The sequence below is a fragment of the Candidatus Pseudothioglobus sp. Uisw_086 genome, assembly GCF_048085745.1.
In the GTDB taxonomy this organism is placed as follows: Bacteria; Pseudomonadota; Gammaproteobacteria; order PS1; family Pseudothioglobaceae; genus Pseudothioglobus.
The window spans coordinates 194,646-217,786 of the sequence record NZ_CP159803.1 but is presented as its reverse complement, the minus strand read 5'-3'; the positions used below and the strand labels follow the sequence as shown (position 1 = coordinate 217,786).

Sequence of the window (23,141 nt, the reverse complement as noted above, 5' to 3'; positions counted from 1 at the left end):
ACTCTTTTATTTAAACACCTAATAGTCAGTATTATTATGAAAGAAGCCTACTTAAAGCATTGCGATGAAAGAAAATCAGAAAACCTTCCTCCCCTAGTACTTAATGCAAAACAAACCAAGTCAGTAGTTGAAGGCCTCATTTTAGGCTCAGATGATGACTTTTATCTAGATTTATTAACACATAGAATTCCACCTGGCGTTGATGAGGCGGCCTATGTAAAGGCTGGATTTTTAACAAGTATTGCCAAAGGTGATGAGTCTTGTAAGGCTATTTCACAAAAACATGCCACATTTTTATTAGGAACAATGCTTGGCGGATACAGCATTACTTCATTAATTGACTTACTTGATATTGATGAAACTGCTGAGGAAGCATGCAAAGCACTTTCTCACACCATCCTTATCTACGAAGCACACCAGAGTATTGTAGAAAAATCAACTCGCAACGAGCATGCTAAAAAAATAGTTGACTCTTGGGCCTCAGCTGACTGGTTTACGTCGAAAGAGCCTCTTCCTGAAAGTATTAAAGCGGTAGTTTTTCGCGTAGATGGTGAAACAAATACAGATGATCTCTCGCCAGCTACTGAAGCTTGGTCTCGCCCTGATATTCCTCTTCATGCAAAAGCAATGCTTATCAAAAAAATGGATAAGCCGCTTGAAAAAATTGAGCAGCTTAAAGAAAAAGGACTTCCTTTAGCCTATGTTGGTGACGTAGTTGGAACGGGATCTTCGCGTAAATCTGCAATTAATTCAGTTTTATGGCATATGGGTAAGTCCATAGACTTCATCCCTAATAAAAATAGTGGCGGCATAGTTCTAGGAGGGAAAATTGCACCAATATTTTTTAATACCGCAGAGGATTCTGGAGCACTTCCGATTGAATGTGACGTTTCGAAGCTTCAAATGGGTGATGAAATTACAATTTATCCTTATGAAGGAATTATTAAAGATGCATCAGGTGATACGGTCTCAACTTTTAACCTGTCGCCCAGCACAATGCCAGATGAAGTCCGTGCAGGAGGAAGAATTCCCCTTATTATTGGACGAGGACTTACTGACAAAACAAGATCTGAGCTTGGCTTAAATGTAAGTGATATTTTTCTGCGTCCAGTTGACCCAAAAAATAGCTCTGCAGGATTTACTTTAGCTCAAAAAATTGTAGGCAAGGCTTGCGGAGTTAAGGGCATTAGGCCAGGGACTTATTGTGAACCTCGAATGAGCACTGTTGGCTCTCAGGACACTACTGGCGCTATGACTCGTGATGAATTAAAAGAGTTAGCTTGTTTAGGTTTTTCTGCAGACCTTGTAATGCAAAGTTTCTGCCATACAGCAGCCTATCCTAAACCTATCGACCTTGAGCTTCAGCACACTCTTCCAGATTTTATGCATTCTCGAGGTGGAGTTTCGCTAAAACCAGGAGATGGTATTATTCACTCTTGGCTAAACCGTATGCTTTTGCCAGACTCTGTCGGAACTGGTGGAGATTCACATACACGCTTCCCAATTGGTATAAGCTTTCCCGCGGGCTCTGGATTAGTTGCTTTTGGAGCTTCAATTGGAGTTTTGCCACTAGATATGCCAGAGTCGGTTTTAGTTCGATTTAAAGGAAATATGCAGCCTGGAATCACCTTAAGAGACCTAGTCAATGCCATACCTTATGTTGCAATTCAAAAAGGTCTGCTTACTGTAGATAAATCTAATAAAAAGAATGTATTTTCTGGTCGTGTCTTAGAAATTGAAGGGCTAGGAGATCTTAAAGTTGAACAAGCATTTGAACTTGCTGATGCTACTGCTGAAAGATCTGCAAATGGCTGCACTGTTCAGCTTAACAAGGAGCCAATCGCAGAATACTTAACTTCAAATATTACTCTTCTAGGCTCAATGATTGATGCTGGTTATGACGATAAAAAAACCATTGCCAAAAGAATCCAAGATATGAAAAAGTGGCTTGATAATCCGGAGCTTCTTAAGGCCGATAAAGACTGTGAGTATGCTGAAGTAATTGAAATAAATCTAGACGAAATAAAAGAACCAATTCTAGCTTGTCCAAATGATCCAGATGATGTCAGACTTCTTTCATCGGTTGCCAAAACTTCAATTGATGAGGTTTTTATTGGCTCTTGTATGACTAATATTGGACACTTTAGAGCTGCAGCTCAGCTACTAAAAGATAAAACTGAGTTAAATACAGTCTTATGGGTAGTCCCTCCAACACGAATGGATGAAAAACAACTTAGGGCTGAAGGCATTTATGAAACATTTGAAAGGTTAACAGATCGAACCGAAGTTCCTGGATGCTCACTTTGCATGGGGAACCAGGCAAGAGTGGAAGAAGGTGCTTCAGTCGTTTCAACCTCAACAAGAAACTTTCCAAATCGACTTGGTGATAATAGTAATGTTTTCTTAGCCTCTGCTGAGGTTGCTGCAATATCAGCAAAACTAGGTTATATTCCAACTCCTGAAGAATATCTATCTTTAATGAAAGATATAGAGCCTATGTCTGGTGAGATCTATCAATACCTGAACTTTGATAAGATTGCTGACTACCAAAAATCAGCTTCAAAGGTCCCGCTTGAAAATATTCTTCAAAGCTAAATAGATTAGACGTTAAAAAAGCCGCTAAAAAGCGGCTTTTTTAATAATATTTTATAAAGAATTACTTAATCTTAGCTTCTTTATACATCACGTGCTTTCTTACCACGGGATCAAACTTCTTAACTTCTACCTTTTCAGGATGAATACGCTTATTTTTAGTAGTCGTATAAAAATGACCTGTTTCTGCTGAAGATACTAATTTAATTTTTTCTCTCATAAGTTACTCCCTATACCTTTTCGCCGCGTCCACGGATTTCTGCTAAAACTTCATCGATCCCTTTCTTATCAATGATACGAAGGCCCCTAGCACATAGTTTTAACTTAACAAAACGGTTTTCGGCTTCGACCCAAAAACGGTGTGTGTGAAGATTTGGATAAAAACGACGACGCGTTCTATTGTTAGCATGCGAAACGTTATTTCCACTTATTGGTCGCTTACCAGTTACTTGACATACTTTTGCCATAACGACTACCTTAACAAAATTCTAAAAAAGGGAAATTATACGCAAAAATTTGCGGTTTTTTTATATAAATTTGATTTACTTTATTGATAAAAACTGTATCATACCCATCTTCTGGAGGGATGGCAGAGTGGTCGAATGCACTGGTCTTGAAAACCAGCAAGGGTTAATCCCCTTCCAGGGTTCGAATCCCTGTCCCTCCACCATTCAAACCCCTCCTCTAAAGCATCCTTATTTTAAATTAGTGACCTTATGCCACTATATTCCAATAGATTCATCTTATTAGTGACATTTTTTTCATATCAAACGAAATTTGGACTTTAGTTAAAGTTGATATACAATCTCAGGATGACTGAAAAAAAGGGTTTAAAAGATGCGTATTCATTGAAGACTCCGGAGGATTCTATAAATTTATATAAAACTTGGGCATCTACATATGATGATGATTTTGCCAAGCAAAATAACTACCGCTCTCCAATAGAAATAGCTAAATATTTTGCTAAATATTCTAATAATGAAGATAATCCTATCCTTGATGTTGGTGCAGGAACAGGGCTAATTGGAGAGTGCTTAAATCTGAATTCAAAAGAAGTAGATGCTATTGATATTTCTCCTGAGATGCTAGAAATTGCTAGAGCAAAAAATTGTTATTCAAAAATAATTGAGGCAGACTTAACGAAAAGATTATTGATAAATGATAATCATTATGGGGCAATTGTAAGTGCAGGAACTTTTACTCATGGGCATGTTGGGCCAAATGTATTAGATGAGCTCTTAAGAGTTACCCGCTCTGGTGGTCTTTTTGTTTTTACGATTCACTATAAGTTATTTAAAAAAGCTGGTTTTGACAAAAAATTCATAGAAATTAAAAAAAATATTACTAAGCCAATTTTCCATGAAGTAGATGTTTATGGAAATAATCCAGATAAAGACCATGGTAGTGACCAAGTAATTATCACAGTATTTAGAAAAAAATAAGTATTAAATCCCCATATAATATAGTTTTTATATGATCTGACTATTGTCTTATATGTTCATAAATTCATTAAAAATTTCAAAAATAAGTTATTTTTTATCCTTAATAGCTATGATTACTATTAACTCAAAAGCGATTGCTGTTGAAGACCTATCGTTCCCATTTAATGCTGATAGTGGTAAATACTGGCAGTACACTAGTGATCGAGTAATGGGTGGGGTATCCGATGGCCAAGTAACTCTTGAACAAGATGGGGAAACCTATTATGCAAGACTTACAGGCAATGTTAGTACGGCAAACAATGGTGGCTTTATTCAGTTTCGCTCTGGGGTCTCATTTGCAAACTCTGAAAAGGAAGGTAAAAACCTTCAAGGTGTTCGACTCAATGTAAGAGGAAATGGGGAAACTTACTATATTCACATTCGAACCAATGAAAGCTGGTCTCCTTCAGACTATTATGCTACAACTTTCATAGCGAATGAAGAATGGCAAATGATTGACCTGCCCTTTAATAAATTCGAACGAAGATGGTCAAAAGACTCAGCCTTGGATCCAAAAAAAATTAGAAGATTTGGTATTGTAGCCTATGGCAAAGATTTCATAGCTGATGTCTCAGTCTCAACAATAGAGTTTTACTATTAGATTAGTTTTTTAACTGCCCAAGAATCCATTTTCTAAACTGTTTCTCTTCAAAAGACAAAGAACTTTTATTTTTATAAACTATATGATAACCAAATCCTTCAAGCTTAATATCAGATATATAAAATAGCTTTCTAGCCTCTATCTCTTCTCTAACTAATTCATCCCATAGTGCAATTCCTTGTCCATCGATAACCGCTTGAAGTCTTGTATAAGAATCAGTAATTTTTAAGCTACTTTTTGAAGGCTCATATTTAAGATTAGCTACCTTATGCCAAGCCTGCATTCCACCCTTTCCACCATAAAAACCATCATTCAGTAATGGAATTTCTTTCATAATTTCCTGTAAAGAAAGTGATCTAGTTTTATCATAGACTGCTCTATTGCCGAGAAGGTATGAAGAGGAATTCATTAGTAATTCATGCTCATAATCACTCCATGTATCTCCCCATAATACAGCTATTGCAAAATTGGCCTTATGAAACTCATCGATTGAATTAATAGATTCAATTTTTAGACTTAAATCAGAGCATGATTCAAAGAAATTAGATAATCTTGCTGACAACCACCTTGATGCAAATGAAGAAACAATACCGACCTTAACTGTTCCTGAATTCTCTCCACGTAATAAATTAATTTCTCTCTCAATTTGATTAAGCGATGATTCTGCAACGTACCACAACCTTCGACCTTTAGTTGTCAACACTAATCTGGAACTAACTCGATCAAAAAGTAAGAAACCAAGCTCATCTTCAAGTTTAGTAATTTGATAGCTGACAGCACTTTTAGATAAATTTACTGCCTCTGCAGCAAAGGTAATACTCTCAAGTTGGGCAACCTTTTCAAATATCCTAAAAGAGTCAAAAGATCTAAATTTCATATTCAAAGTTTAATTCATTCCATAGTACTAGTGTCAAATATATTCGAACAATATGTTTTATTTTTTAACAACTTTTTTATAAAAAAAAGGTTAAAAATGTAGAATACTTAAATGGAATTAAAATGAAAAAAAAATCCAAGGTTGTGGTTATTGGGGGAGGAATTGCGGGCTGCTCCACCTTATACCACCTTACTCAAGAGGGCTGGTCTGACGTTGTTCTAGTCGAACGTAATGATCTAACAAGCGGGACAACTTGGCACTCTGCGGCACAGGTTACTAATTTTGGCATGAACCAAACAATGGTTGGCTTAAAAACACATTCCATTAAATTATACAAAGAATTATCTGAAGACCCAGATCACCCAATCAACTACAATTACGGTGATGGAGGAATAAGACTTGCGAGCACAAAAGAACAAATACAGGGCTACCATCACTTCGCTTCAATGGCTCGAGGCATGGATGTTGATTTTGAAGTAATTGATGCAAAGGAGTGTCAACGACGTCATCCTTTGATCTCAACAAAAAATTTAATTGGTGGATTATGGGACCCACTAGATGGAGATATAGATCCATATCAATTGTGTCATGCATTAACCCGAAAAGCTCGTAAAGCTGGTGCAGAAGTTTATACAAATACCCCTGTCACTGGACTAAAACAATATAAAGATGGCACTTGGAAAGTAACCACTGAAAATGGTGATATTGATTGCGATATTATTGTTAATGCCTGCGGCTATAGAGTCAATGAAGTCGGCGCAATGATGGGCGTTCATCATCCTGTAGCATCGATGGAGCATCAATATTTTTTAACAGAAGACATTCCTGAAATAGCTGAGGCAGGTCACCGCATGCCCCTACTTCGTTGCCCAATATCTGACTATTATTGTCGACAAGATAAGGGTGGGCTTTTGATTGGTTTTTATGAACAAAATTGTAAGACATGGGGAATGGATGGCATTGACCCAAACTTTGTAAATGCTCTCTGTCCAGATGATTTAGAGAGAGTGACTGATGTTTTGGATGGGGCATTTGAGCGCATGCCAGCTCTTATGAATACTGGAATCAGAAGCATCATTAATGGCCCAATTACCTACACAATTGATGGTGCTCCACTGGTTGGAAAAATTCCAGATAAGGAGAATGCTTTTTGCATTATTGGTCTTCGTGCAGGACTAGGTGAAGGTGGTGGACATGGCTGGCTTCTCGCTCAACAAATTGTTCATGGTGAGGCTTGCTATGATACCTGGTGCCTTGACCCTCGAAGATTTACAACTCATGCTAATGTTGAAATGACCTCTCTAAAAGCCATTGAAGACTATCAAAACGAATTCCGTTTTCACTTTCCACATGAGCATCGCCCGGCTGCTCGCCATGCGAAAACTACTCCTCTTACTCCAGTAATGGCAAAAGAAAATGCAGAATTCACAGTCATTAATGGATGGGAGCGAGTTGAATACATAAGACCATCTGAGAACTTTCATCCTACGCTTTCATTTCACTTTGATGAAGCATTTGATATTGTCGCAAATGAAGTAAAAAATATCCAAAATAATGTGGGGCTCACTGAAGTCAATGGCTTTAACCGTTTTGAAATTACTGGCTCAGATGCCGAGAGTTTTGTTGATCGAATGTTTTGTGGCAATATTACTCACAAAATAGGTCGGGTTGGATTAGGTTACCTTCTTAATGACTTTGGAATGATAAAAAGTGAAGCAACAATTTCTAATCTTCCATCCTCAGATCGAGGTCCAAAAAGAATCTGGTATGGCTCAGCTGCAGCATCTGAGTTTCATGACATGGATTGGCTAAAACAACACTTAAAAGCAGAGGAAAAGGTTGAAATTAAAAGTCTAACGAATGACCAAACTATTCTTCTTTTAGCAGGACCAAATGCCAGAGAAGTTCTATCTAGTTGTAGTCGTGAAGATTGGAGTAAGGAGTCCTTTCCATGGCTTAGTGTCAGGGAATGTTTCGTAGGCTTTTCTCCAGCCACCATAATGTCAGTTAGTTTCTCAGGTGAGCTTGCTTATGAAGTGCATATCCCAAATGCATTTCTGTATGCAGCTTATCTAACAATCTCTAATGCAGGAAGAGGTTTTGGAATGAAGCTTTTTGGGTCTAGAGCTGTAGAATCTATGAGAATGGAAAAAGGATTTTTAGCTTGGAAGTCTGATTTATTGACTGAGTTTGATCCCTTTGAAAGCTGTCTTGACCGTTTTGTTAATCTAAACAAAGATAACTTTATTGGTAAAGACGCATTACAAAATCGCATTAAAAATAGCCCAAAACAAAAACTTGTGTGTTTAAAAGTAGCTTGCAAGCACGCTCCTGCTTATGGTGGAGCCTCGCTTATGGAGAATGGTAAAGTCATTGGAACAATAACTTCAGGTGAATGGGGACACAGAGTTAATCTCAATCTTGCATATGCATTTGTGAACACTGAGAAATCAAAGGTTGGAACTCAAATGCATTTGGATTTATTGGGAGAAATGGTCTCAGCTGAGGTTATTCCATTTGGGCCCTATGATAAAGGCTATAGTAGAATATTAGCATAACTAAGGAATTAATGATGCCTAGAAGACAATCTGCACGAGCAGCCAAGCAAGCCCAAAGAGCAAAGGCTCCTGAAATCAACCCATGTCCACCTGGACAGACTGGAGGCCAGTACAAGCCTCTCTCTGACTCTCAAGTAAAGGTAATTTACAATGAGTCATTGAGAATACTTGAGCAAATTGGAATGACTGATGTCCCTAAGATTCTTGAAAAACAAGCTTTAGCTCATGGGGCTAAAATTAATAGTCAAAATAGGCTATGTTTTCCAGCTTCGATGGTAGAAAGAATCATTGCATCTGCGTGTAAAGAATTTACATTATATGGCCGAGAATCAAAGCATGATATAGTCGTTGGTGGAGATAAAGTATACTTTGGAACAGGTGGTGCAGCAGTTCAAACCTTAGATATTGATACTGAAGAATATCGCCCTTCAACCCTAAAAGATTTATATAGCTTTACTCGCCTCATAGACCAGTTGCCAAATGTTAGTTGGTTTACGCGTTGCTGCATTGCAACAGATGTTCATGATAACTATGACCTTGATATTAATACTGCTTATGTTATGTTAAAGGGCACAACAAAACCAATAGGAATGAGCTTTCACATTGATGAGCACGTTGATCCTATTATTGATATGTTTGATATTGCGCTTGGTGGAAAAGATAAGTTTTCTGAAAAACCTTTTTGTAAAGCCCATATAAGTCCAGTTATATCGCCTCTCAAATATGGTGAAGATGCTGTTTTGGTAGCTTTAGCTTGTATAAAAAGAGGAATGCCAATTAATAATATTATTGCAGCAATGCCTGGAGCTACATCTCCTGGACCAATTGCAGGATCACTGTCGCTAACCTTGGCTGAAACACTCTCAACACTAATAATGACGAATGTTTTTGAGCCCGGGTACCCCATGATTTTTGGTAATTGGCCATTAGCTATTGATTTACGTACAGGCGCTTTCAGAGGAGGAAGCGGCGAGATGGGGTTACTCAATGCAGCATCAGCACAACTTTCAAACTCTCTTGGGCTGCCTTCTGGTTGCGCTTCTAGTATGAGTGATGCCAAAGCTCCTGATGCTCAAATGGGCATGGAGAAAGCCATTACTGCTCTGGCTTGTGGTTTAGCTGGTGGAAATATGATTTATGAATCCTCTGGAATGATGGCAAGCCTTTTAGGAGCCTCATTTGAAGCTTTCGTTATGGATGATGAAATGCTGTCACTAGTTTATAGAATGATTAGAGGGATAGAAGTGAATCAGCAAAGTTTAGAGTTTGAATCAATTCAATCTGTTGTTTCTGATACAGGTCATTTTCTTGGTCAACCAGAAACGATGCTATCAATGGAAAGAGATTATTTTTACCCTTCAATAGCTGATCGAGAGGAACCAATTGTTTGGCAGGAGGGAGGCTCACTTGATCATCTAAGCAGAGCTAAAACTAAAGCAAAAGAGCTACTCAATCACCACCCAGAATATTTAACTGATGACATTGATAATTCAATTAGAAATAAATACCCTATACTTCTCTAATTGATCTTAATGGGTAGATCTGACAACAAATCTATCACATGACAATAACCATCTGCTCCAAGACCAGCAACGACCGCATCAACTGCAGAAGAAATAAACGAAACATGGCGAAATGATTCACGCAAATGTGGGTTAGAGATATGCAGCTCAATCTTATAGCCTGAATATGATTTTAATGCGTCATGGATTGCTATTGATGTATGAGTATATGCAGCAGCATTGATAATGATTACGTCAACTTTTTGAATGATTGCATGCTGAATCCATTCAACTATTTCGCCCTCATAATTTGACTGCATAAATTTAACAGAATGGCTATCTTTTAAGCCTTGCTCTATACATTTTTTTTCAATATCACCCAATGTTTCGCTGCCATAAATTTCTGGCTCCCGCGTTCCAAGAAGGTTTATATTAGGCCCATTGATTACGTAAATATTCATCTAATTATGGTTTAGTTTTTCATGAATTGATCTAATGGCTAGTTCATAGCTATGAACGCCAAGGCCACATATAAATCCGACTCCACTTTTTGAAACTATTACAGGCTCAGAGATGCCCTCGTTATCATGGAAAATATTTGTAATATGCACCTCAATCACAGGTTTATTTTTAAGAGTATCAGACTTTATATTTGAAGCATAGGCATCTAAATCAAAAGTTGACTCATGCGAGTACCCAACAGGGTTGATAATTAATGCATCACACTCTGTTATTCCTTCAACTATTTTTTTTGTCAAAGAAGCCTGATCATCGGTTTGAAAAAAATCTAGCTCCATGCCTAATGATTTGCACGTCTCCAAACATTTGTTTTGCAACTTTTCCAAGGTCAGATGCTCATAACCATAATCATTAAAGTTACTTAAATCGGAAAGCCCAGGGCCATTGATTATTAGTAATTTATTGTTATTCATTAACCGGTTAAATTTAATTTATTAGACTAATATTATACTTTCCCAATGAAGACATGTATGACGATTAAAAATAGAGAGTATTTTTAAGTTAAATACTAATATTGAACTAATGTCTCTACTAAAGGCCTGAAGTATGAAAATTGTGGATGAGACTTTGAAGGATCTTTAGCTTCCTCATCCCAGTAACGCAGTTTTATGCAATCATCCAAATAAATATTTTTTTCAAACTCTTTAACTTCATCTTTACTCATTGGGCCACCTTGCAAATTAAGAGTGTGTATTGAGGCTTGTGTAAGACGTTCAAAATAGTCTGACTTAACAGAACATAGATAGCGCTTTGCAGAAACATGTTGACGTATTGGCTCAACAACTGATGTGGGAAAGTAGTCTTCTAAAAAATTAGCACCCGCTTCTTCATGAAAATTGTTCATACCCTTGGCTAGTACTGACTCAGGTATTTCATTTTTATAGTGCCCTATATCATGGAGGAGTGCTGCAACAATTAGACTGACATCTGCACCAGATTGCTCAGCGCACTGTGCGGCTTGAAGCATATGCTGGGCCATTGTTACGTCTTCACCTAAATAGGATTCAGCACCACGCCTCTTAAAAACATCTTCGATATGATTTACAATATTATCACTATTAATCTTAGTCATTATTTCGATTTTCTAAAATATTAAGAAGACTATAAAGGCCATCTAAATCTGTATAAGCGCCCTGTAAATGGCGCTTACCTTTATCAGAAAAAGCGGTCCTTGCATGCATCACTCTAGTGTTGTCAAATATAATTATTTCCCCAGGTACTAACTGAAATATAACCTTTAACTCATCTCTCTCTATTACCTCTCCCCAGTGCCGATATGCCAAATAAAATGGGCGAATCTTCTCTGAAGGTAGGTTAATTGTATCGATAGATCGATTGTTATATCTCACCTTGATAACTTCATGATTATCATTAACTTCTATCATTGGCACTCTAGACCTAAGATCTGTTTTATCATCAGAAAAACGAAAATTAATCCAGTTATTTGTTAAATTTTCAAAATTTTTACTGCTTTCTTCTCTCAGTTTTTTTGCCGCATTAAAGCCATCCACCAAAACTGACTCTCCACCCTGTGTTGAGCTTTCTAGGCAATGTAAAAGTTGTACTGTTGGAACAGGGTCTCGATACGGATTATCAGTATGGGAACCAAGTCTCATATTAGTATAAGCAAGATTATTTGGTTTTACTTCAGTTCGAACTTCAAATAATCTTCCATAATTTGTCTCTCTAGTAAATCCTAGTTGAGAAATTACAGATTGAACGAGCCCTTCTTTGATAGAAGCGTCTTCGATAATGCAAAAACCCATATCTCGAACTGCGCGCAAAACCTCTAACCTACCTTTATTGGTTTCTTGAAAATTTTTATACTTGGTCCTAGGCAGGCCATCTTTAAAGCTAGTTTTTTGCCACAAATGTTTGTTTTTTTCACTTCTATCATCGAAATGATTATTAAGGTTATAACAGTTTATCCATAGCCAGTTCTGAGAAAAGATAGACCAATAATTTTCAGGCATAAACCGAATATGTAGATCACCTCTTTCATCTTGCTTAACTTCTTCAATAGAGGTATTTTTGGGTATGTTGATAACACTAAATAATCGCTGCCCATTATTAGCATTTCTTGATTGAGGCATTTGGCAATGATCTCTTAGCCAATGACTATAGAGATTACTTTGACTGCCATCTTGCCAATCAATCACTAGCTCATCATTAGCGAGATGAATCTTTTTAATCTGATTAATAGAATTATCACTTTTCATTAGAATAAGGCCATTCAACTAAAGGAATTATAATTACGAACAGTAAAATTATTACATCATTGAGCTCTTAGTTTTATCCTGCTGCCCAAAAAAAGAAACCTCTTTTGGGTACTCTGGTAACTCCACACTATAACTTGAGCACCTTACTGTATCGGTCTTTATACCTCTAACTATCATTCCATCTAAGTCACTTGGCAATGGATTTTCAGTTAACGGTATTGCATCTTCTGCAGTATAGCTAACAATATATAAAGATCGTGGAAATTTTGTTCGATTCGAACTAGAGCCATGCAATAGTTTAGAGTGCATCAAGCAAGCTGAGCCCGCCTTTCCAGTGCAACTTACAGCTTCGCCTTTATTAGCTAACTCAATTTCAGAACCCACCGCCCCAGTAAAAACTCCATCATGCCACAAAGAATAAAGAGGTCCATTATGTGAACCTGGAACAACTTCAAGTGGCCCATTTTCAAGTGTAACGTCGTCTAGAAAAAAAAGAACTGTCATGATATCTTCGTTTGAATGGGGCTCGAAAGGAAAATCTTGATGAAACTTAACTTCTGTCCCTGAGCTGGGTAATTTTAGATTTAGTTTATTCGTCCAGTGCTTAATATTAGGCCCAAATATATCGGCAACAAGATCTAATGCACTATTGTCTTTAACAACATCAAGACAAGAATCTGATATTTCTGCTGGTGATGTAATTCTTCTTAAGGCCGGCGTATCTGCGCTATGGCTTTTTGTATCAACATCAAAACGTGGCCTACCATCCTTAATCTTACCAAAAGACTCTGAATGAAGCTTGCTTTCATCAACCCAAGATAATAATTGATTATTAACTGCTAATAATTGAGGCTCTGTAAGAGCTTTTTCAAGAAATATATATCCATCTCTATGAAATTGATCAATTAAATCTTGGTTTTTTAAAGGATTTTTAGTTTGCATTTAACGCCTCCAAATCGAATTATGTACTAAATTTAAGAAAAAATAAAGAAAAATTTAATACAACTTAAGAAAGAATATAAAATCTTATGTCATGGAATTCTTATTTGAAAATTTAAACTTTATCCACTGGCTGATTCTTGGCATTGCTTTAATAATTGTAGAGCTATTTGTCTGGACAGTATTTCTACTTTGGATTGGCTCATCAGCAATTACTGTTGGTATAATTTTCTTTCTGCTTCCTAATGTTTCTGGTTTATTACAGCTGCTGATTTTTATAGTTCTTGCAGTTGTGGCAACTCTATTGTCAAAAAAATACTACCCTGTAAAAACAGTAGATGAGCAGCTGCATGATAAGGCCAAGAAACATATTGGAAAAGAATGCATAATAGTATCTATCGAGGATGAAGTCGCTAAAGTCCAGATAGGAGAGTCTCTTTGGTTTGCTAAAGGTTCAAATCTTAGCGCAGGACAATCAGTAAAAATTATTGGCGTCGAATCTTCAACCTTTATTGTTGAACTGTCGAAATAACGACTTACATAAATAAATATTACGTTTCATAATAACTGGATTAGTTGATGCCATATTGAGATCTATAGTGCTCAATTCTTAAAACAGTGTCTTCATCTTTTGAATCCTTTAAATAGTCAACAATGTGAGACAAGTTAATAATACTTAGAACCGTAATTCCAAAAATTTCTTCAACCTCTTGAATCGCTGAAAGCTCTCCATTTCCTTTTTCTTGACGATCTAATGCAACTATGACTCCTTTTGTTTTAGCGCCATTGGCGGTGATAATATCTTGCGCTTCTCGGATTGCAGTGCCAGCTGTAATAACATCATCAATGATCAGAATATCACCCTCTAATGAATGCCCAACGATACTTCCTCCCTCACCGTGATCCTTGACTTCTTTGCGATTAAAACAATAAGGAATATTCCTTCCAAGGCTATCATTAAGGGCAATTGCTGTTGCTGTTGCCAATGGAATTCCTTTATAAGCAGGTCCAAAGATAACATCAAACTCCATGCCACTTGCTTCAATAGCTTGAGCATAAAACTTTCCTAACTGAGATAAGTGACTACCTTTATTAAAAAGCCCTGCATTAAAAAAGTAAGGACTAATTCGCCCAGACTTAAGAGTGAATTCACCAAACTTGAGTACCCCAGTTTCTAACGTAAAATCTACAAAATCCTTTTGATACTGTTCCATTGGTTATTCCTAAACTATTAAAATAAGTGCAATGAGAATTATAACAATTAATGTTAATGGTATTAGAGCTGCTGAGCGAAAAGGTCTATTTAGCTGGCTCAAGACAAAAAATGCTGATGTCGTTTGTCTTCAAGAAATTAAAGCGCAAGAAGATCAACTTGATGAACGCTTTTATCCACCTGGTATTCATACCTACTACCATAGTGCTGAGAGAAAGGGTTATAGCGGAACGGGACTATACTGCAAAACTAAGCCTGATAAGATCTCTTATAGCCCCTGGGAAGATATGAACTCAGAAGGAAGGGTTATTCAAGCTGATTTTGGAGATTTAAGTGTTATCTCAATTTATCTTCCATCAGGGTCGTCAAAAGAGGAGAGACAAGCATTCAAAATGGAATTTATTACCAAACGCTTTATGCCTCATTTAAAAAAACTTCAAAAAGATGGCAGAAAATACATTATTTGTGGTGATTGGAATATCGCGCATAAAAAAATTGACCTAAAAAACTGGCGACCTAACCAAAAAAATTCTGGCTTTCTCCCAGAAGAGAGAGAATGGCTTGATACACTTTATGATGATGTTGGCTTCATAGACTCTTTTAGAGAAATTAACCAAGAAGAATTTCAATACACTTGGTGGTCAAATAGAGGACAGGCATGGGCCAACAATACCGGCTGGCGACTTGACTACCAGGTAGTCAGTAGCAATTTAGCTGGTCTTGCCAAATCATGCGAAATATATAAAGAGAAGCGTTTTTCTGATCATGCTCCGCTAATCATTGATTACCAACTATGACAGAAGTAAAATATTTACGAAAAATACAGAGCTTTGTAAGGCGCTCAGGAAGAATCTCTAAGGCTCAATCTATTGGTCTTAATGAGCTATGGCATGATTATGGCGTTGATCTTAATGAAAAAAAACTTGATTTTAATAAACTTTTTCTATCAAAAAATAACGTCACACTTGAAGTTGGATTTGGAAATGGTGACAGCCTACTTGAGATGGCAATTGATCAGCCTAATCAAAACTTTTTAGGGATAGAGGTTTATGAGGCTGGCGTTGGAAGGCTTATTAATGAGGCTAATAAAAATAAACTTAGCAACCTCAAAATTATCAAGGATGATGCGGTAGAGATTCTAACAAACAATATTTTAGATAACAGTATTTCACATTTTCAGCTATTCTTTCCTGATCCTTGGCACAAAAAGAAACATCATAAGCGTAGAATTGTTCAAATAAGCTTTTTGGACCTTCTATCAAAAAAACTTAAAAAAGATGGTGTTGTTCATATAGCTACTGACTGGGAGAACTATGCTGAGCATATTATGGAGTTGCTAGAATCACATTCATACTTTAAAAACTGTGCTGGTGACCATATGTATTCTTCAAGACCAAAAAATAGGCCTTTAACTAAATTTGAAAATCGAGGTCAAAAATTAGGCCATGGGGTTTGGGATATAATTTTTACAAACATAAAAGGAGGTTAAATGTTATTTCCTATATTTGTTATTGTCACTCTTGCTGAAATCTACGTTCTGGTAACTGTAGGTCAAGCTATTGGTGGACTTTCAACAGTACTACTTGTGATTATTACTGCATTTATTGGCTCTAGTCTTCTTAAACAACAGGGCTGGTCAACGATGGCAAAGGCTCAACAAAGTATTGCTGAAGGAAGGACTCCTGCAGTAGAGATGTTTGAGGGGGTTGTCATTTTAGTTTCTGGTGTTTTATTATTAACACCTGGCTTTATTACCGATATTCTGGGCTTGCTTGGCTTAATGCCCTGGAGTAGAAGCTATTTCATAAACCACTTTTTAGAAAAAAATGCAGAGCGCGTCTTTAGTAAAAAAAATTCCGCCTTTATCAATAGAGGCGAAAGTAGTGAAACAAAAAAAACTAACAAAGATGAGACTATTGAAGGTGAGTTTTGGGAAGATAAATAATTTAAACCTTTTTTGATTTAGTAAAACTACTCTTCAATATGCAAAATAAAAGAACTCTTGATGATTGGCTGAATTGGCAAGAAACATTAATGGAGGAAACCATTGTTTTAGGCCTTGATAGAGTTCAAATTGTCTATGATCTGCTGTTTCCAAATGGAGTTCCATATGCAGTTATTACAGTAGCGGGAACAAATGGGAAAGGCTCTACCGTTTCTTTTATTGATAGTATTTATCATGAATCAAAATACAAGGTTGGCCGATCTACCTCGCCTCACCTATTAAAGTATAACGAACGCTTTGCGATTGATGGCAAGGAAGTTACTGATGAATTAATCATAAAAGCGTTTGAATTAATTGAGACAAAAAGGGAAGGTGTAACGCTTACGTATTTTGAATTTTCAACTCTCGCTGCACTAATTATTTTTGCAGAGGCTAGTGTAGATCTTGCAATTCTAGAAGTTGGTCTTGGTGGGAGACTTGACTCTGTGAATGTGGTTGATAGTGATATAAGCATTATCACAAATATTGCAATTGATCACACAGACTACCTAGGTGATACAAGGGAGGCTATTGGCAGAGAAAAAGCAGGGGTGATGCGAACCGCAAAACCATGTATTTGTGGTGATCAAGACCCACCTCAAAGTTTATTGTCATACGCAAAAGAAATCAACACTCCTCTTACTCTTATCTCTAAAAGTTATAAAAATGAAATAGGATTAGAAGGGGCGCATCAAAAGCTTAATGCTGCAGTTGCAGTTAAAGCTATAGAGAAGCTTAAAAATAAATTTCCAGTTACAAATAATATGATTAGTGAGGGGGTTAAAAAAGCTAGGATCACAGCACGATTTGAAAAAATAAAAATAGGTAATAAAACAATGATCCTTGACGTTGCTCACAATCCAGCTGCTGTAAAAAGTCTTGTAGAAACGCTGTCAGAAAATCCAGTAGAAACAGTCGCCATTTTTTCAGCACTGGTTGATAAAAATATTGTAGATATGATTGAACTTGCCTCAGGCTCAATTAATCACTGGTTTTTAGTGCCAATCAATGCAGAACGATCAATTGAGCTAAAGGTTCTAAAAGACAAGTTTGTTAACTCAGACTCCACGACAGTTTGCCTCAATATGAGTAGTGCAATTGAACAATCACTTAAGCTTGAAAAGGTTAATCGAGTTGTTATTTTTGGCTCTTTCTATACAATTGCCGATGCCTCTAAAATTATAAAAAAATTTGAACGTTATTAGTTATTTGAGATAACCACAAACGCTAAGAAACTGTTGTAAAATTACATCTATCTAACAGGGAGCTCATGGGCAATTTTTTTAACAACGTTTGGAGTGCTATAAGCTTACTAGCTTGGTCAGACTGGCTTACCCTAATTATTCTAGTTTTTTTTATAGTTAGAGGCTTTATTCAAGGCCTTGCTAAAGAAATTATTAGCTTTATTTTTGTTATATTTGCAATTATTTTAGCTTGGCTTTATTACGATGCACTTGCTAAAACTTTCCTAAGTAACTGGATCAGTGCAGACAACCAATCTATCTATGCTCTATCTTTTGGTGGTATATTTTTTGGCATTTGGTTTATCAAAAAAGGCTTCTATAGGCTTGCTGGTGCATCCTCTAATAATGACAATCCTAATGGCCTTAATCGGCCTTTTGCAATTAGCATTATATTAGCCATTACTGCAATCATAAGTTTTAACTATTTAGCCGTTATTACTGAACTTCAGGCAATTGAAGCTCTAATAACTAATGATTCACTGCGAAGTTTTGTTTCGTTTTCTGTAGTCTTTATAGTTTTAGTAGCCGCACTAGTTGTATTATCAAAACTTCTCAATATTAAAATTGATGCAGAAAACCCCTCTGTTATGGCGCCAATTTATGAAGGCACCTTAAGGATGTTGAGTTCACTCGATATTCTTCTAAATGCTAGAAATGTGGGTGGACTAAAAAATAATTTTTTTGGCACAATATTAGGGTTATTTAAAGGTGGTATTTTTGTCCTAATAATTGTACTTATTCTTCAAAGTATGACATGGGTTACTCAAAATCATGCTTGGGTAGAAACTAGTGGCGCTCTCAGAACATTTCAAGATTGGTCAGTTGATATAAAGCCTGTTTTATCTGAGCATTTATTGTTTGTTGAACTTGAGCCCGGCGATGCAGTTGTGGAATTCATAGAAAGTGAGATTACAGGGGATTAACTTATGTGCGGCATTGTTGGAATACTATCAACTACAAAAAAAGATGTGAGTCTTTATATTTATGATGCTCTCACAATTATTCAGCACCGCGGTCAAGATGCTGCAGGCATAACAACTGCCAATAAAGGTCGCTTTTACATGCGCAAAGGTAACGGCCTTGTTCGTAATGTTTTTAGAACAAAACATATGGAAAAATTAATTGGTGATATGGGGATTGGTCATGTCCGTTATCCTACAGCCGGGAGTTCTTCTGAAGCAGAGGCGCAGCCTTTTTATGTAAATTCACCATATGGAATAGCATTTGCACATAATGGAAATCTGACCAATGCAGAGTCATTAGCAAGTGAACTTTTTGAGCAAGATCTTCGTCATATTAATACAAATTCAGACTCAGAAATACTACTCAACATACTCGCGAGCGAAATAGCTGAAGAGCAAAAACATCGAATCAATGAAAATGATATTTTCAATGCAGTAACAAAACTTCATAAAAGAGTAAAGGGAGCTTATGCGGCTATTGGAATGATTCCAGGCTATGGTATCTTTGGATTTAGAGATCCCCATGGAATAAGACCTTTAATCCTTGGAGAAAGAACTACAAGAAATGGCACTAAGTATATGTTGGCCTCAGAAAGTGTCGGCCTTACAGCACTTGGCTTCAAAATTACCCGAGATGTACAACCTGGTGAGGCAATTGTAATTGACCGTAAAGGTAATGTTCATTCTCAGCAGTGCGCAGTTAATTCAATATTATCACCTTGCATATTTGAATTTGTTTATTTTGCAAGACCTGATTCAATTATCGACAAAATTTCAGTCTATAAATCACGCCTTAGGATGGGCGAAAGACTTGCGATTAAAATTAAGTCTGAGTGGCAATATGAGGAAATTGATGTTGTAATGCCTATTCCTGATACCTCGAGAACATCCGCTCTTCAAGTTGCTAATGAGTTAAATTTAAAATATCGAGAAGGTTTTATAAGAAACCGTTATATTGCTAGAACCTTTATTATGCCTGGACAAAAACAAAGAAAAAAATCTGTTCGTCAAAAACTAAGTGCGATTGAACTCGAATTTAAAGACAAGAATGTACTTTTAGTTGACGACTCTATTGTTCGCGGAACAACAAGCCAGGAAATCGTTCAAATGGCAAGAGCTGCTGGCGCGAAAAAAGTTTTCTTTGCGTCTGCCGCGCCTCCAGTTAGATATCCAAATGTTTATGGAATTGATATGGCTAGTAAAAATGAGTTTGTCGCCCACAATAAAACAACAGAAGAAGTATGTAAAACTATTGGCGCTGATAAATTAATTTATCAAAATCTTGATGACTTAATATGGTCAGTTCAACAAGGAAACCCTGATATTAAAAGTTTTGATTGCTCATGTTTTGATGGCAATTACCTCACCAAAGACATAGATGAGCCTTATCTTAATAACCTTGAAGCTCAAAGATCCGACAATGCCAAACTGGGTAATATTTCCAATGAGAGCTCAGAATTGATCTACAATGATGCTGACTAACTGGGCTTAAATCATGGAAGACTATAATTTTCAAACAAAATCAGTCCGTGAAGGGCATGATGCAACAGACGAGCAAGAACATTCTGCGGCCATCTTTCTGACTTCGAGTTATAAATTTAAGAGTGCTGAGCAAGCTGCTGATCGTTTTGAAAATAAACAAAAAGGTAATGTTTACTCCAGGTTTACTAACCCAACAGTTGATGCCTTTCAAAATAAATTAGCTGCTTTAGAAGGTGCAGAAAAGTGCCAGGCAACTGCTAGCGGAATGTCTGCCATCTTTGCTACAATTATGACTCTTCTTAAACCTGGAGAGCACATGGTGGCCTCTCGATGTATGTTCGGAACTACCATAGTACTTCTAAATAGTATTATTGAAAAGTTTAGTATTCAAATTACATTTGTTGATTTAGGCGATTTAGATGCATGGGAGAAGAGTGTTCAAAAAAATACCAAATTATTTTTATTAGAGACACCATCAAACCCACTTGGTGAAGTTGTTGATATAGAAAAGCTTGCAGCTATATCAAAGAAAAACAATATAGTATTAGCTGTTGATAACTGCGTCATGACGCCCGCGCTTCAAAAGCCACTGACTTTAGGGGCTGATCTGGTCATTCACTCTGCCACTAAATATATTGATGGTCAAGGCAGGTGTCTTGCAGGTGCTGTAGCAGGAAGTGAATCATTAATTGACGAAATAAGTGCGTTTACTCGAAGCACTGGTCCGACCTTAAGTGCATTCAATGCTTGGATTGTCCTAAAAGGTTTAGAAACACTCAAGATAAGAATGGATGCTCACTGTAAAAGTGCAAAGAAATTAGCTGTTTGGCTTAATGACCAATCTTTCATTAAAAAAGTTCACTATATTGGTCTTGAAAACCATCCAAATCATGAAATTGCAAAAAAGCAGCAAACAGGCTTTGGTGGAATAGTTTCATTTGAAGTTAGTGGTGGCAGAGCCGAAGCTTTTCGTCTAATAAATAATACTAAGATGATTTCAATTACTGCAAATCTTGGTGACACTAAAACTACCATCACTCATCCCTCTTCTACAACTCATGTTCGACTTTCAGATGAAGAGAAACGACAAACTCATATCACTGAAAACCTTATTCGTATATCAGTAGGGCTAGAAGATATTGGTGACATTATTGCTGATATTAGGCCATAAGTTGAATTTCAATAGTAATTTAACTATGATAAAATTCTATCAGTACTTGATTTATCGGACCTTATGAAGCAAAACAACTATTCTTATGAAGATTTAATTACCTGTGGTAAGGGCGAACTTTTTGGCCCTGGCAATGCCCAGCTTCCCAAACCACCTATGCTGATGTTTGATCGCATTACAAATATTACTGAAACTGGTGGAGAATATGGTAAAGGTGGAATGACTGCAGAACTCGATATTAATCCAGATTTATGGTTTTTTGATTGTCACTTTAATGAAGATCCAGTAATGCCTGGCTGTCTAGGTGTAGACGCAATGTGGCAGTTAGTTGGTTTTTATTTGGGTTGGCTTGGTGGGCCAGGAAGAGGTCGAGCCCTTGGTTCTGGACAAATTAAGTTCACTGGCCAAGTCCTGCCAACAAGTAAAAAGGTTACTTACAATATAAGTCTATCTCGAGTTATTGCAAGAAAACTCTATATGGGTATTGCAGATGCAACCATGCAAGTAGATGGGAAAACTATCTACGAAGCAACAAACCTTAGGGTAGGATTATTTACGGATACATCTTCCTTCTGATGAACAGAGTAGTCATTACTGGAATGGGTATTGTTAGCAGCTTAGGCTCCAACAAGTCCGAAGTTCTTAAATCCTTAAAGTCTGCTAAATCTGGAATAGTATTTAGTGAAAAATATTCAGAAATGGGTCTCAGGTCTCATGTTCATGGTGCGATTGCAGAGGTCGATACTAGTGATGTTATTGATCGAAAAATGCTACGATTTATGGCTGATGCTGCGATATTTAATGCAATCGCACTCGATGAGGCAATCAAAGAATCTGGATTAAGTGAAGAAATGATTTCGAATGAAAGAACTGGATTAATTATGGGTTCTGGTGGAGCTTCAAATCAAAATATTGTTGAAGCTGCTGATATTTTAAGAGAAAAAGGCATCAAAAGAGTTGGCCCATACCGCGTCCCAAGAACTATGGGTTCTACCACTTCTGCCTGCCTTTCAACACTCTTTAAAATAAAGGGAATAAATTACTCGATCAGTTCTGCTTGCTCCACAAGTGCGCACTGTATTGGTAACGCTATGGAGCAAATTCAACTTGGCAAACAAGATGTTGTGTTTGCTGGAGGGGGAGAAGAGCTTGATTGGTCTTTAACTATGTTATTTGACGCTATGGGTGCCCTTTCTTCAAAATATAATGACACTCCTGATAAGGCATCACGTGCTTTTGATACAGATCGAGATGGATTTGTAATATCTGGAGGTGGCGGAGCCCTTGTGCTTGAGTCTTTAGACCATGCAGAGGCTCGAGGGGCAACTATCATTGCAGAGTTAGTTGGCTATGGCGCTACTTCTGATGGTTATGACATGGTCGCACCATCAGGTGAAGGCGCTAAACGCTGCATGCAGATTGCTACTGATGGGCTTAATGGTTCAATTGATTATATTAATGCTCATGGAACATCAACACCAGTTGGTGATGCTAAAGAGTTAGGTGCAATCAAGGAGGTATTTGGCACTACCTCAACTCCTCTTATTGGCTCAACTAAATCTCTTTCGGGTCATGCGCTGGGAGCAGCTGGAGTTAACGAATCTATTTATTCACTTTTGATGCTTCAAAATGATTTTGTTGCCGAATCTGTGAATATAGAAAATCTTGATGTTGCAGCAATAGGCCTACCAATTATTAGGAAAACGAAAGGCGTTAAACTAAATCGCATCCTCTCAAATAGTTTTGGTTTTGGTGGAACAAATGCTTGTCTTGTTTTCGAAAGATTTAGCAAATAAA

The 23,141-nt window shown here is 37.0% G+C and carries 24 protein-coding genes and 1 tRNA gene; 16 read left to right on the top strand and 9 right to left on the bottom strand.

Annotated elements, in window-relative coordinates:
- Positions 1 to 36 precede the first annotated feature (36 nt).
- On the top strand, positions 37 to 2,595 hold the full coding sequence (acnB, locus tag ABXT49_RS01050; RefSeq protein WP_416652401.1) for a bifunctional aconitate hydratase 2/2-methylisocitrate dehydratase: 2,559 nt from the start codon (positions 37 to 39) through the stop codon (positions 2,593 to 2,595).
- A 61-nt stretch (positions 2,596 to 2,656) separates the two neighbouring features.
- On the opposite strand, the gene rpmG is transcribed toward acnB, so the two are convergent.
- Together rpmG and rpmB are read right to left on the bottom strand one after the other, a co-directional pair.
- Positions 2,657 to 2,812 (bottom strand): 50S ribosomal protein L33, encoded by a 156-nt coding sequence (gene rpmG / locus ABXT49_RS01045; protein WP_271556915.1) that lies wholly within the window; start codon positions 2,810 to 2,812, stop codon positions 2,657 to 2,659.
- 10 nt (positions 2,813 to 2,822) lie between these two features.
- Positions 2,823 to 3,059, bottom strand: coding sequence for a 50S ribosomal protein L28 (gene rpmB, locus ABXT49_RS01040; RefSeq protein WP_271556916.1), 237 nt, complete (start codon positions 3,057 to 3,059; stop codon positions 2,823 to 2,825).
- A gap of 113 nt (positions 3,060 to 3,172) precedes the next feature.
- On the opposite strand from rpmB, the gene ABXT49_RS01035 reads away from it, so the two are divergent.
- The 3 genes from ABXT49_RS01035 to ABXT49_RS01025 all read left to right on the top strand — a co-directional run bounded on the left by ABXT49_RS01035 (position 3,173) and on the right by ABXT49_RS01025 (position 4,674).
- Positions 3,173 to 3,262 (top strand) — tRNA-Ser (locus ABXT49_RS01035).
- Positions 3,263 to 3,404: 142 nt separating this feature from the next.
- Complete coding sequence (locus ABXT49_RS01030) at positions 3,405 to 4,034, top strand: class I SAM-dependent DNA methyltransferase (RefSeq protein ID WP_416652400.1); 630 nt, start codon at positions 3,405 to 3,407, stop codon at positions 4,032 to 4,034.
- A 52-nt stretch (positions 4,035 to 4,086) separates the two neighbouring features.
- Complete coding sequence (locus ABXT49_RS01025) at positions 4,087 to 4,674, top strand: CIA30 family protein (protein WP_416652398.1); 588 nt, start codon at positions 4,087 to 4,089, stop codon at positions 4,672 to 4,674.
- 1 nt (position 4,675) lies between these two features.
- Here ABXT49_RS01025 and ABXT49_RS01020 read toward each other — a convergent pair whose 3' ends face one another.
- On the bottom strand, positions 4,676 to 5,551 hold the full coding sequence (locus tag ABXT49_RS01020) for a LysR family transcriptional regulator (RefSeq protein ID WP_416652397.1): 876 nt from the start codon (positions 5,549 to 5,551) through the stop codon (positions 4,676 to 4,678).
- A 122-nt stretch (positions 5,552 to 5,673) separates the two neighbouring features.
- On the opposite strand from ABXT49_RS01020, the gene ABXT49_RS01015 reads away from it, so the two are divergent.
- On the top strand, positions 5,674 to 8,109 hold the full coding sequence (locus tag ABXT49_RS01015; RefSeq protein WP_416652395.1) for a GcvT family protein: 2,436 nt from the start codon (positions 5,674 to 5,676) through the stop codon (positions 8,107 to 8,109).
- Between the two features lie 11 nt (positions 8,110 to 8,120).
- A complete protein-coding gene (locus tag ABXT49_RS01010; protein WP_416652394.1) occupies positions 8,121 to 9,632 on the top strand; it encodes a trimethylamine methyltransferase family protein in 1,512 nt (503 codons plus the stop codon).
- Here ABXT49_RS01010 and ABXT49_RS01005 read toward each other — a convergent pair.
- The 5 genes from ABXT49_RS01005 to ABXT49_RS00985 all read right to left on the bottom strand — a co-directional run bounded on the left by ABXT49_RS01005 (position 9,629) and on the right by ABXT49_RS00985 (position 13,291).
- Positions 9,629 to 10,072, bottom strand: coding sequence for a type II 3-dehydroquinate dehydratase (locus ABXT49_RS01005; protein ID WP_416652392.1), 444 nt, complete (start codon positions 10,070 to 10,072; stop codon positions 9,629 to 9,631). The genes ABXT49_RS01010 and ABXT49_RS01005 overlap by 4 nt on opposite strands.
- Positions 10,073 to 10,543 (bottom strand): type II 3-dehydroquinate dehydratase, encoded by a 471-nt coding sequence (locus tag ABXT49_RS01000; RefSeq protein WP_416652390.1) that lies wholly within the window; start codon positions 10,541 to 10,543, stop codon positions 10,073 to 10,075.
- Between the two features lie 95 nt (positions 10,544 to 10,638).
- The gene (locus ABXT49_RS00995) at positions 10,639 to 11,202 is read right to left on the bottom strand and encodes an HD domain-containing protein (protein WP_416652389.1); all 564 of its coding nucleotides are present in this window, start codon (positions 11,200 to 11,202) and stop codon (positions 10,639 to 10,641) included.
- Positions 11,195 to 12,349, bottom strand: a complete 1,155-nt coding sequence (locus tag ABXT49_RS00990; protein ID WP_416652387.1) for a gamma-butyrobetaine dioxygenase — start codon at positions 12,347 to 12,349, stop codon at positions 11,195 to 11,197. The genes ABXT49_RS00995 and ABXT49_RS00990 overlap by 8 nt, the downstream gene beginning before the upstream one ends.
- A gap of 51 nt (positions 12,350 to 12,400) precedes the next feature.
- Positions 12,401 to 13,291 carry a phytanoyl-CoA dioxygenase family protein gene (locus ABXT49_RS00985; protein ID WP_416652384.1) on the bottom strand — a complete coding sequence of 297 codons (891 nt, stop codon included), beginning with the start codon at positions 13,289 to 13,291 and terminating at the stop codon, positions 12,401 to 12,403.
- Positions 13,292 to 13,382: 91 nt separating this feature from the next.
- On the opposite strand from ABXT49_RS00985, the gene ABXT49_RS00980 reads away from it, so the two are divergent.
- Positions 13,383 to 13,820: an NfeD family protein gene (locus ABXT49_RS00980; RefSeq protein WP_416652383.1), complete on the top strand. Its 438-nt coding sequence runs from the start codon at positions 13,383 to 13,385 to the stop codon at positions 13,818 to 13,820.
- Between the two features lie 40 nt (positions 13,821 to 13,860).
- Here ABXT49_RS00980 and pyrE read toward each other — a convergent pair whose 3' ends face one another.
- On the bottom strand, positions 13,861 to 14,502 hold the full coding sequence (pyrE, locus tag ABXT49_RS00975; RefSeq protein ID WP_416652380.1) for an orotate phosphoribosyltransferase: 642 nt from the start codon (positions 14,500 to 14,502) through the stop codon (positions 13,861 to 13,863).
- 31 nt (positions 14,503 to 14,533) lie between these two features.
- On the opposite strand from pyrE, the gene ABXT49_RS00970 reads away from it, so the two are divergent.
- From ABXT49_RS00970 to fabB, 9 genes are all read left to right on the top strand, one after another.
- Positions 14,534 to 15,298 carry an exodeoxyribonuclease III gene (locus ABXT49_RS00970; RefSeq protein WP_416652377.1) on the top strand — a complete coding sequence of 255 codons (765 nt, stop codon included), beginning with the start codon at positions 14,534 to 14,536 and terminating at the stop codon, positions 15,296 to 15,298.
- Entirely contained in the window at positions 15,295 to 15,990 is a 696-nt protein-coding gene (gene trmB, locus ABXT49_RS00965) for a tRNA (guanosine(46)-N7)-methyltransferase TrmB (RefSeq protein ID WP_416652376.1), read from the top strand. Before ABXT49_RS00970 ends, trmB begins: the two co-directional genes overlap by 4 nt.
- Complete coding sequence (locus ABXT49_RS00960; protein ID WP_416652374.1) at positions 15,991 to 16,446, top strand: FxsA family protein; 456 nt, start codon at positions 15,991 to 15,993, stop codon at positions 16,444 to 16,446.
- A gap of 38 nt (positions 16,447 to 16,484) precedes the next feature.
- Entirely contained in the window at positions 16,485 to 17,690 is a 1,206-nt protein-coding gene (locus ABXT49_RS00955) for a bifunctional folylpolyglutamate synthase/dihydrofolate synthase (RefSeq protein ID WP_416652372.1), read from the top strand.
- 65 nt (positions 17,691 to 17,755) lie between these two features.
- Complete coding sequence (locus tag ABXT49_RS00950) at positions 17,756 to 18,652, top strand: CvpA family protein (protein ID WP_416652370.1); 897 nt, start codon at positions 17,756 to 17,758, stop codon at positions 18,650 to 18,652.
- Between the two features lie 3 nt (positions 18,653 to 18,655).
- Positions 18,656 to 20,173: an amidophosphoribosyltransferase gene (purF, locus tag ABXT49_RS00945; protein WP_416652369.1), complete on the top strand. Its 1,518-nt coding sequence runs from the start codon at positions 18,656 to 18,658 to the stop codon at positions 20,171 to 20,173.
- Between the two features lie 13 nt (positions 20,174 to 20,186).
- A complete protein-coding gene (locus ABXT49_RS00940; RefSeq protein WP_416652367.1) occupies positions 20,187 to 21,344 on the top strand; it encodes an O-succinylhomoserine sulfhydrylase in 1,158 nt (385 codons plus the stop codon).
- Between the two features lie 63 nt (positions 21,345 to 21,407).
- On the top strand, positions 21,408 to 21,920 hold the full coding sequence (fabA, locus tag ABXT49_RS00935; protein WP_416652365.1) for a 3-hydroxyacyl-[acyl-carrier-protein] dehydratase FabA: 513 nt from the start codon (positions 21,408 to 21,410) through the stop codon (positions 21,918 to 21,920).
- A complete protein-coding gene (gene fabB / locus ABXT49_RS00930) occupies positions 21,920 to 23,140 on the top strand; it encodes a beta-ketoacyl-ACP synthase I (protein ID WP_416652363.1) in 1,221 nt (406 codons plus the stop codon). The genes fabA and fabB overlap by 1 nt, the downstream gene beginning before the upstream one ends.
- The last annotated feature ends 1 nt before the right edge of the window (position 23,141 follow it).

What these genes read in the sequence shown, in the direction of transcription:
- fabA (WP_416652365.1), top strand. Translation starts at nt 21,408, where the DNA reads ATGAAGCAAAACAACTATTCTTATGAAGATTTAATTACCTGTGGTAAG.
- ABXT49_RS01025 (WP_416652398.1), top strand. Translation starts at nt 4,087, where the DNA reads ATGTTCATAAATTCATTAAAAATTTCAAAAATAAGTTATTTTTTATCC.
- ABXT49_RS01010 (WP_416652394.1), top strand. Translation starts at nt 8,121, where the DNA reads ATGATGCCTAGAAGACAATCTGCACGAGCAGCCAAGCAAGCCCAAAGA.
- ABXT49_RS00960 (WP_416652374.1), top strand. Translation starts at nt 15,991, where the DNA reads ATGTTATTTCCTATATTTGTTATTGTCACTCTTGCTGAAATCTACGTT.
- ABXT49_RS00980 (WP_416652383.1), top strand. Translation starts at nt 13,383, where the DNA reads ATGGAATTCTTATTTGAAAATTTAAACTTTATCCACTGGCTGATTCTT.
- rpmB (WP_271556916.1), bottom strand. Translation starts at nt 3,059, where the DNA reads ATGGCAAAAGTATGTCAAGTAACTGGTAAGCGACCAATAAGTGGAAAT.
- ABXT49_RS00995 (WP_416652389.1), bottom strand. Translation starts at nt 11,202, where the DNA reads ATGACTAAGATTAATAGTGATAATATTGTAAATCATATCGAAGATGTT.
- ABXT49_RS01015 (WP_416652395.1), top strand. Translation starts at nt 5,674, where the DNA reads ATGAAAAAAAAATCCAAGGTTGTGGTTATTGGGGGAGGAATTGCGGGC.
- ABXT49_RS00940 (WP_416652367.1), top strand. Translation starts at nt 20,187, where the DNA reads ATGGAAGACTATAATTTTCAAACAAAATCAGTCCGTGAAGGGCATGAT.
- ABXT49_RS01000 (WP_416652390.1), bottom strand. Translation starts at nt 10,543, where the DNA reads ATGAATAACAATAAATTACTAATAATCAATGGCCCTGGGCTTTCCGAT.
- purF (WP_416652369.1), top strand. Translation starts at nt 18,656, where the DNA reads ATGTGCGGCATTGTTGGAATACTATCAACTACAAAAAAAGATGTGAGT.
- pyrE (WP_416652380.1), bottom strand. Translation starts at nt 14,502, where the DNA reads ATGGAACAGTATCAAAAGGATTTTGTAGATTTTACGTTAGAAACTGGG.
- ABXT49_RS00985 (WP_416652384.1), bottom strand. Translation starts at nt 13,291, where the DNA reads ATGCAAACTAAAAATCCTTTAAAAAACCAAGATTTAATTGATCAATTT.
- ABXT49_RS00955 (WP_416652372.1), top strand. Translation starts at nt 16,485, where the DNA reads ATGCAAAATAAAAGAACTCTTGATGATTGGCTGAATTGGCAAGAAACA.
- trmB (WP_416652376.1), top strand. Translation starts at nt 15,295, where the DNA reads ATGACAGAAGTAAAATATTTACGAAAAATACAGAGCTTTGTAAGGCGC.
- rpmG (WP_271556915.1), bottom strand. Translation starts at nt 2,812, where the DNA reads ATGAGAGAAAAAATTAAATTAGTATCTTCAGCAGAAACAGGTCATTTT.
- fabB (WP_416652363.1), top strand. Translation starts at nt 21,920, where the DNA reads ATGAACAGAGTAGTCATTACTGGAATGGGTATTGTTAGCAGCTTAGGC.
- ABXT49_RS01030 (WP_416652400.1), top strand. Translation starts at nt 3,405, where the DNA reads ATGACTGAAAAAAAGGGTTTAAAAGATGCGTATTCATTGAAGACTCCG.
- acnB (WP_416652401.1), top strand. Translation starts at nt 37, where the DNA reads ATGAAAGAAGCCTACTTAAAGCATTGCGATGAAAGAAAATCAGAAAAC.
- ABXT49_RS00970 (WP_416652377.1), top strand. Translation starts at nt 14,534, where the DNA reads ATGAGAATTATAACAATTAATGTTAATGGTATTAGAGCTGCTGAGCGA.
- ABXT49_RS00990 (WP_416652387.1), bottom strand. Translation starts at nt 12,349, where the DNA reads ATGAAAAGTGATAATTCTATTAATCAGATTAAAAAGATTCATCTCGCT.
- ABXT49_RS01020 (WP_416652397.1), bottom strand. Translation starts at nt 5,551, where the DNA reads ATGAAATTTAGATCTTTTGACTCTTTTAGGATATTTGAAAAGGTTGCC.
- ABXT49_RS01005 (WP_416652392.1), bottom strand. Translation starts at nt 10,072, where the DNA reads ATGAATATTTACGTAATCAATGGGCCTAATATAAACCTTCTTGGAACG.
- ABXT49_RS00950 (WP_416652370.1), top strand. Translation starts at nt 17,756, where the DNA reads ATGGGCAATTTTTTTAACAACGTTTGGAGTGCTATAAGCTTACTAGCT.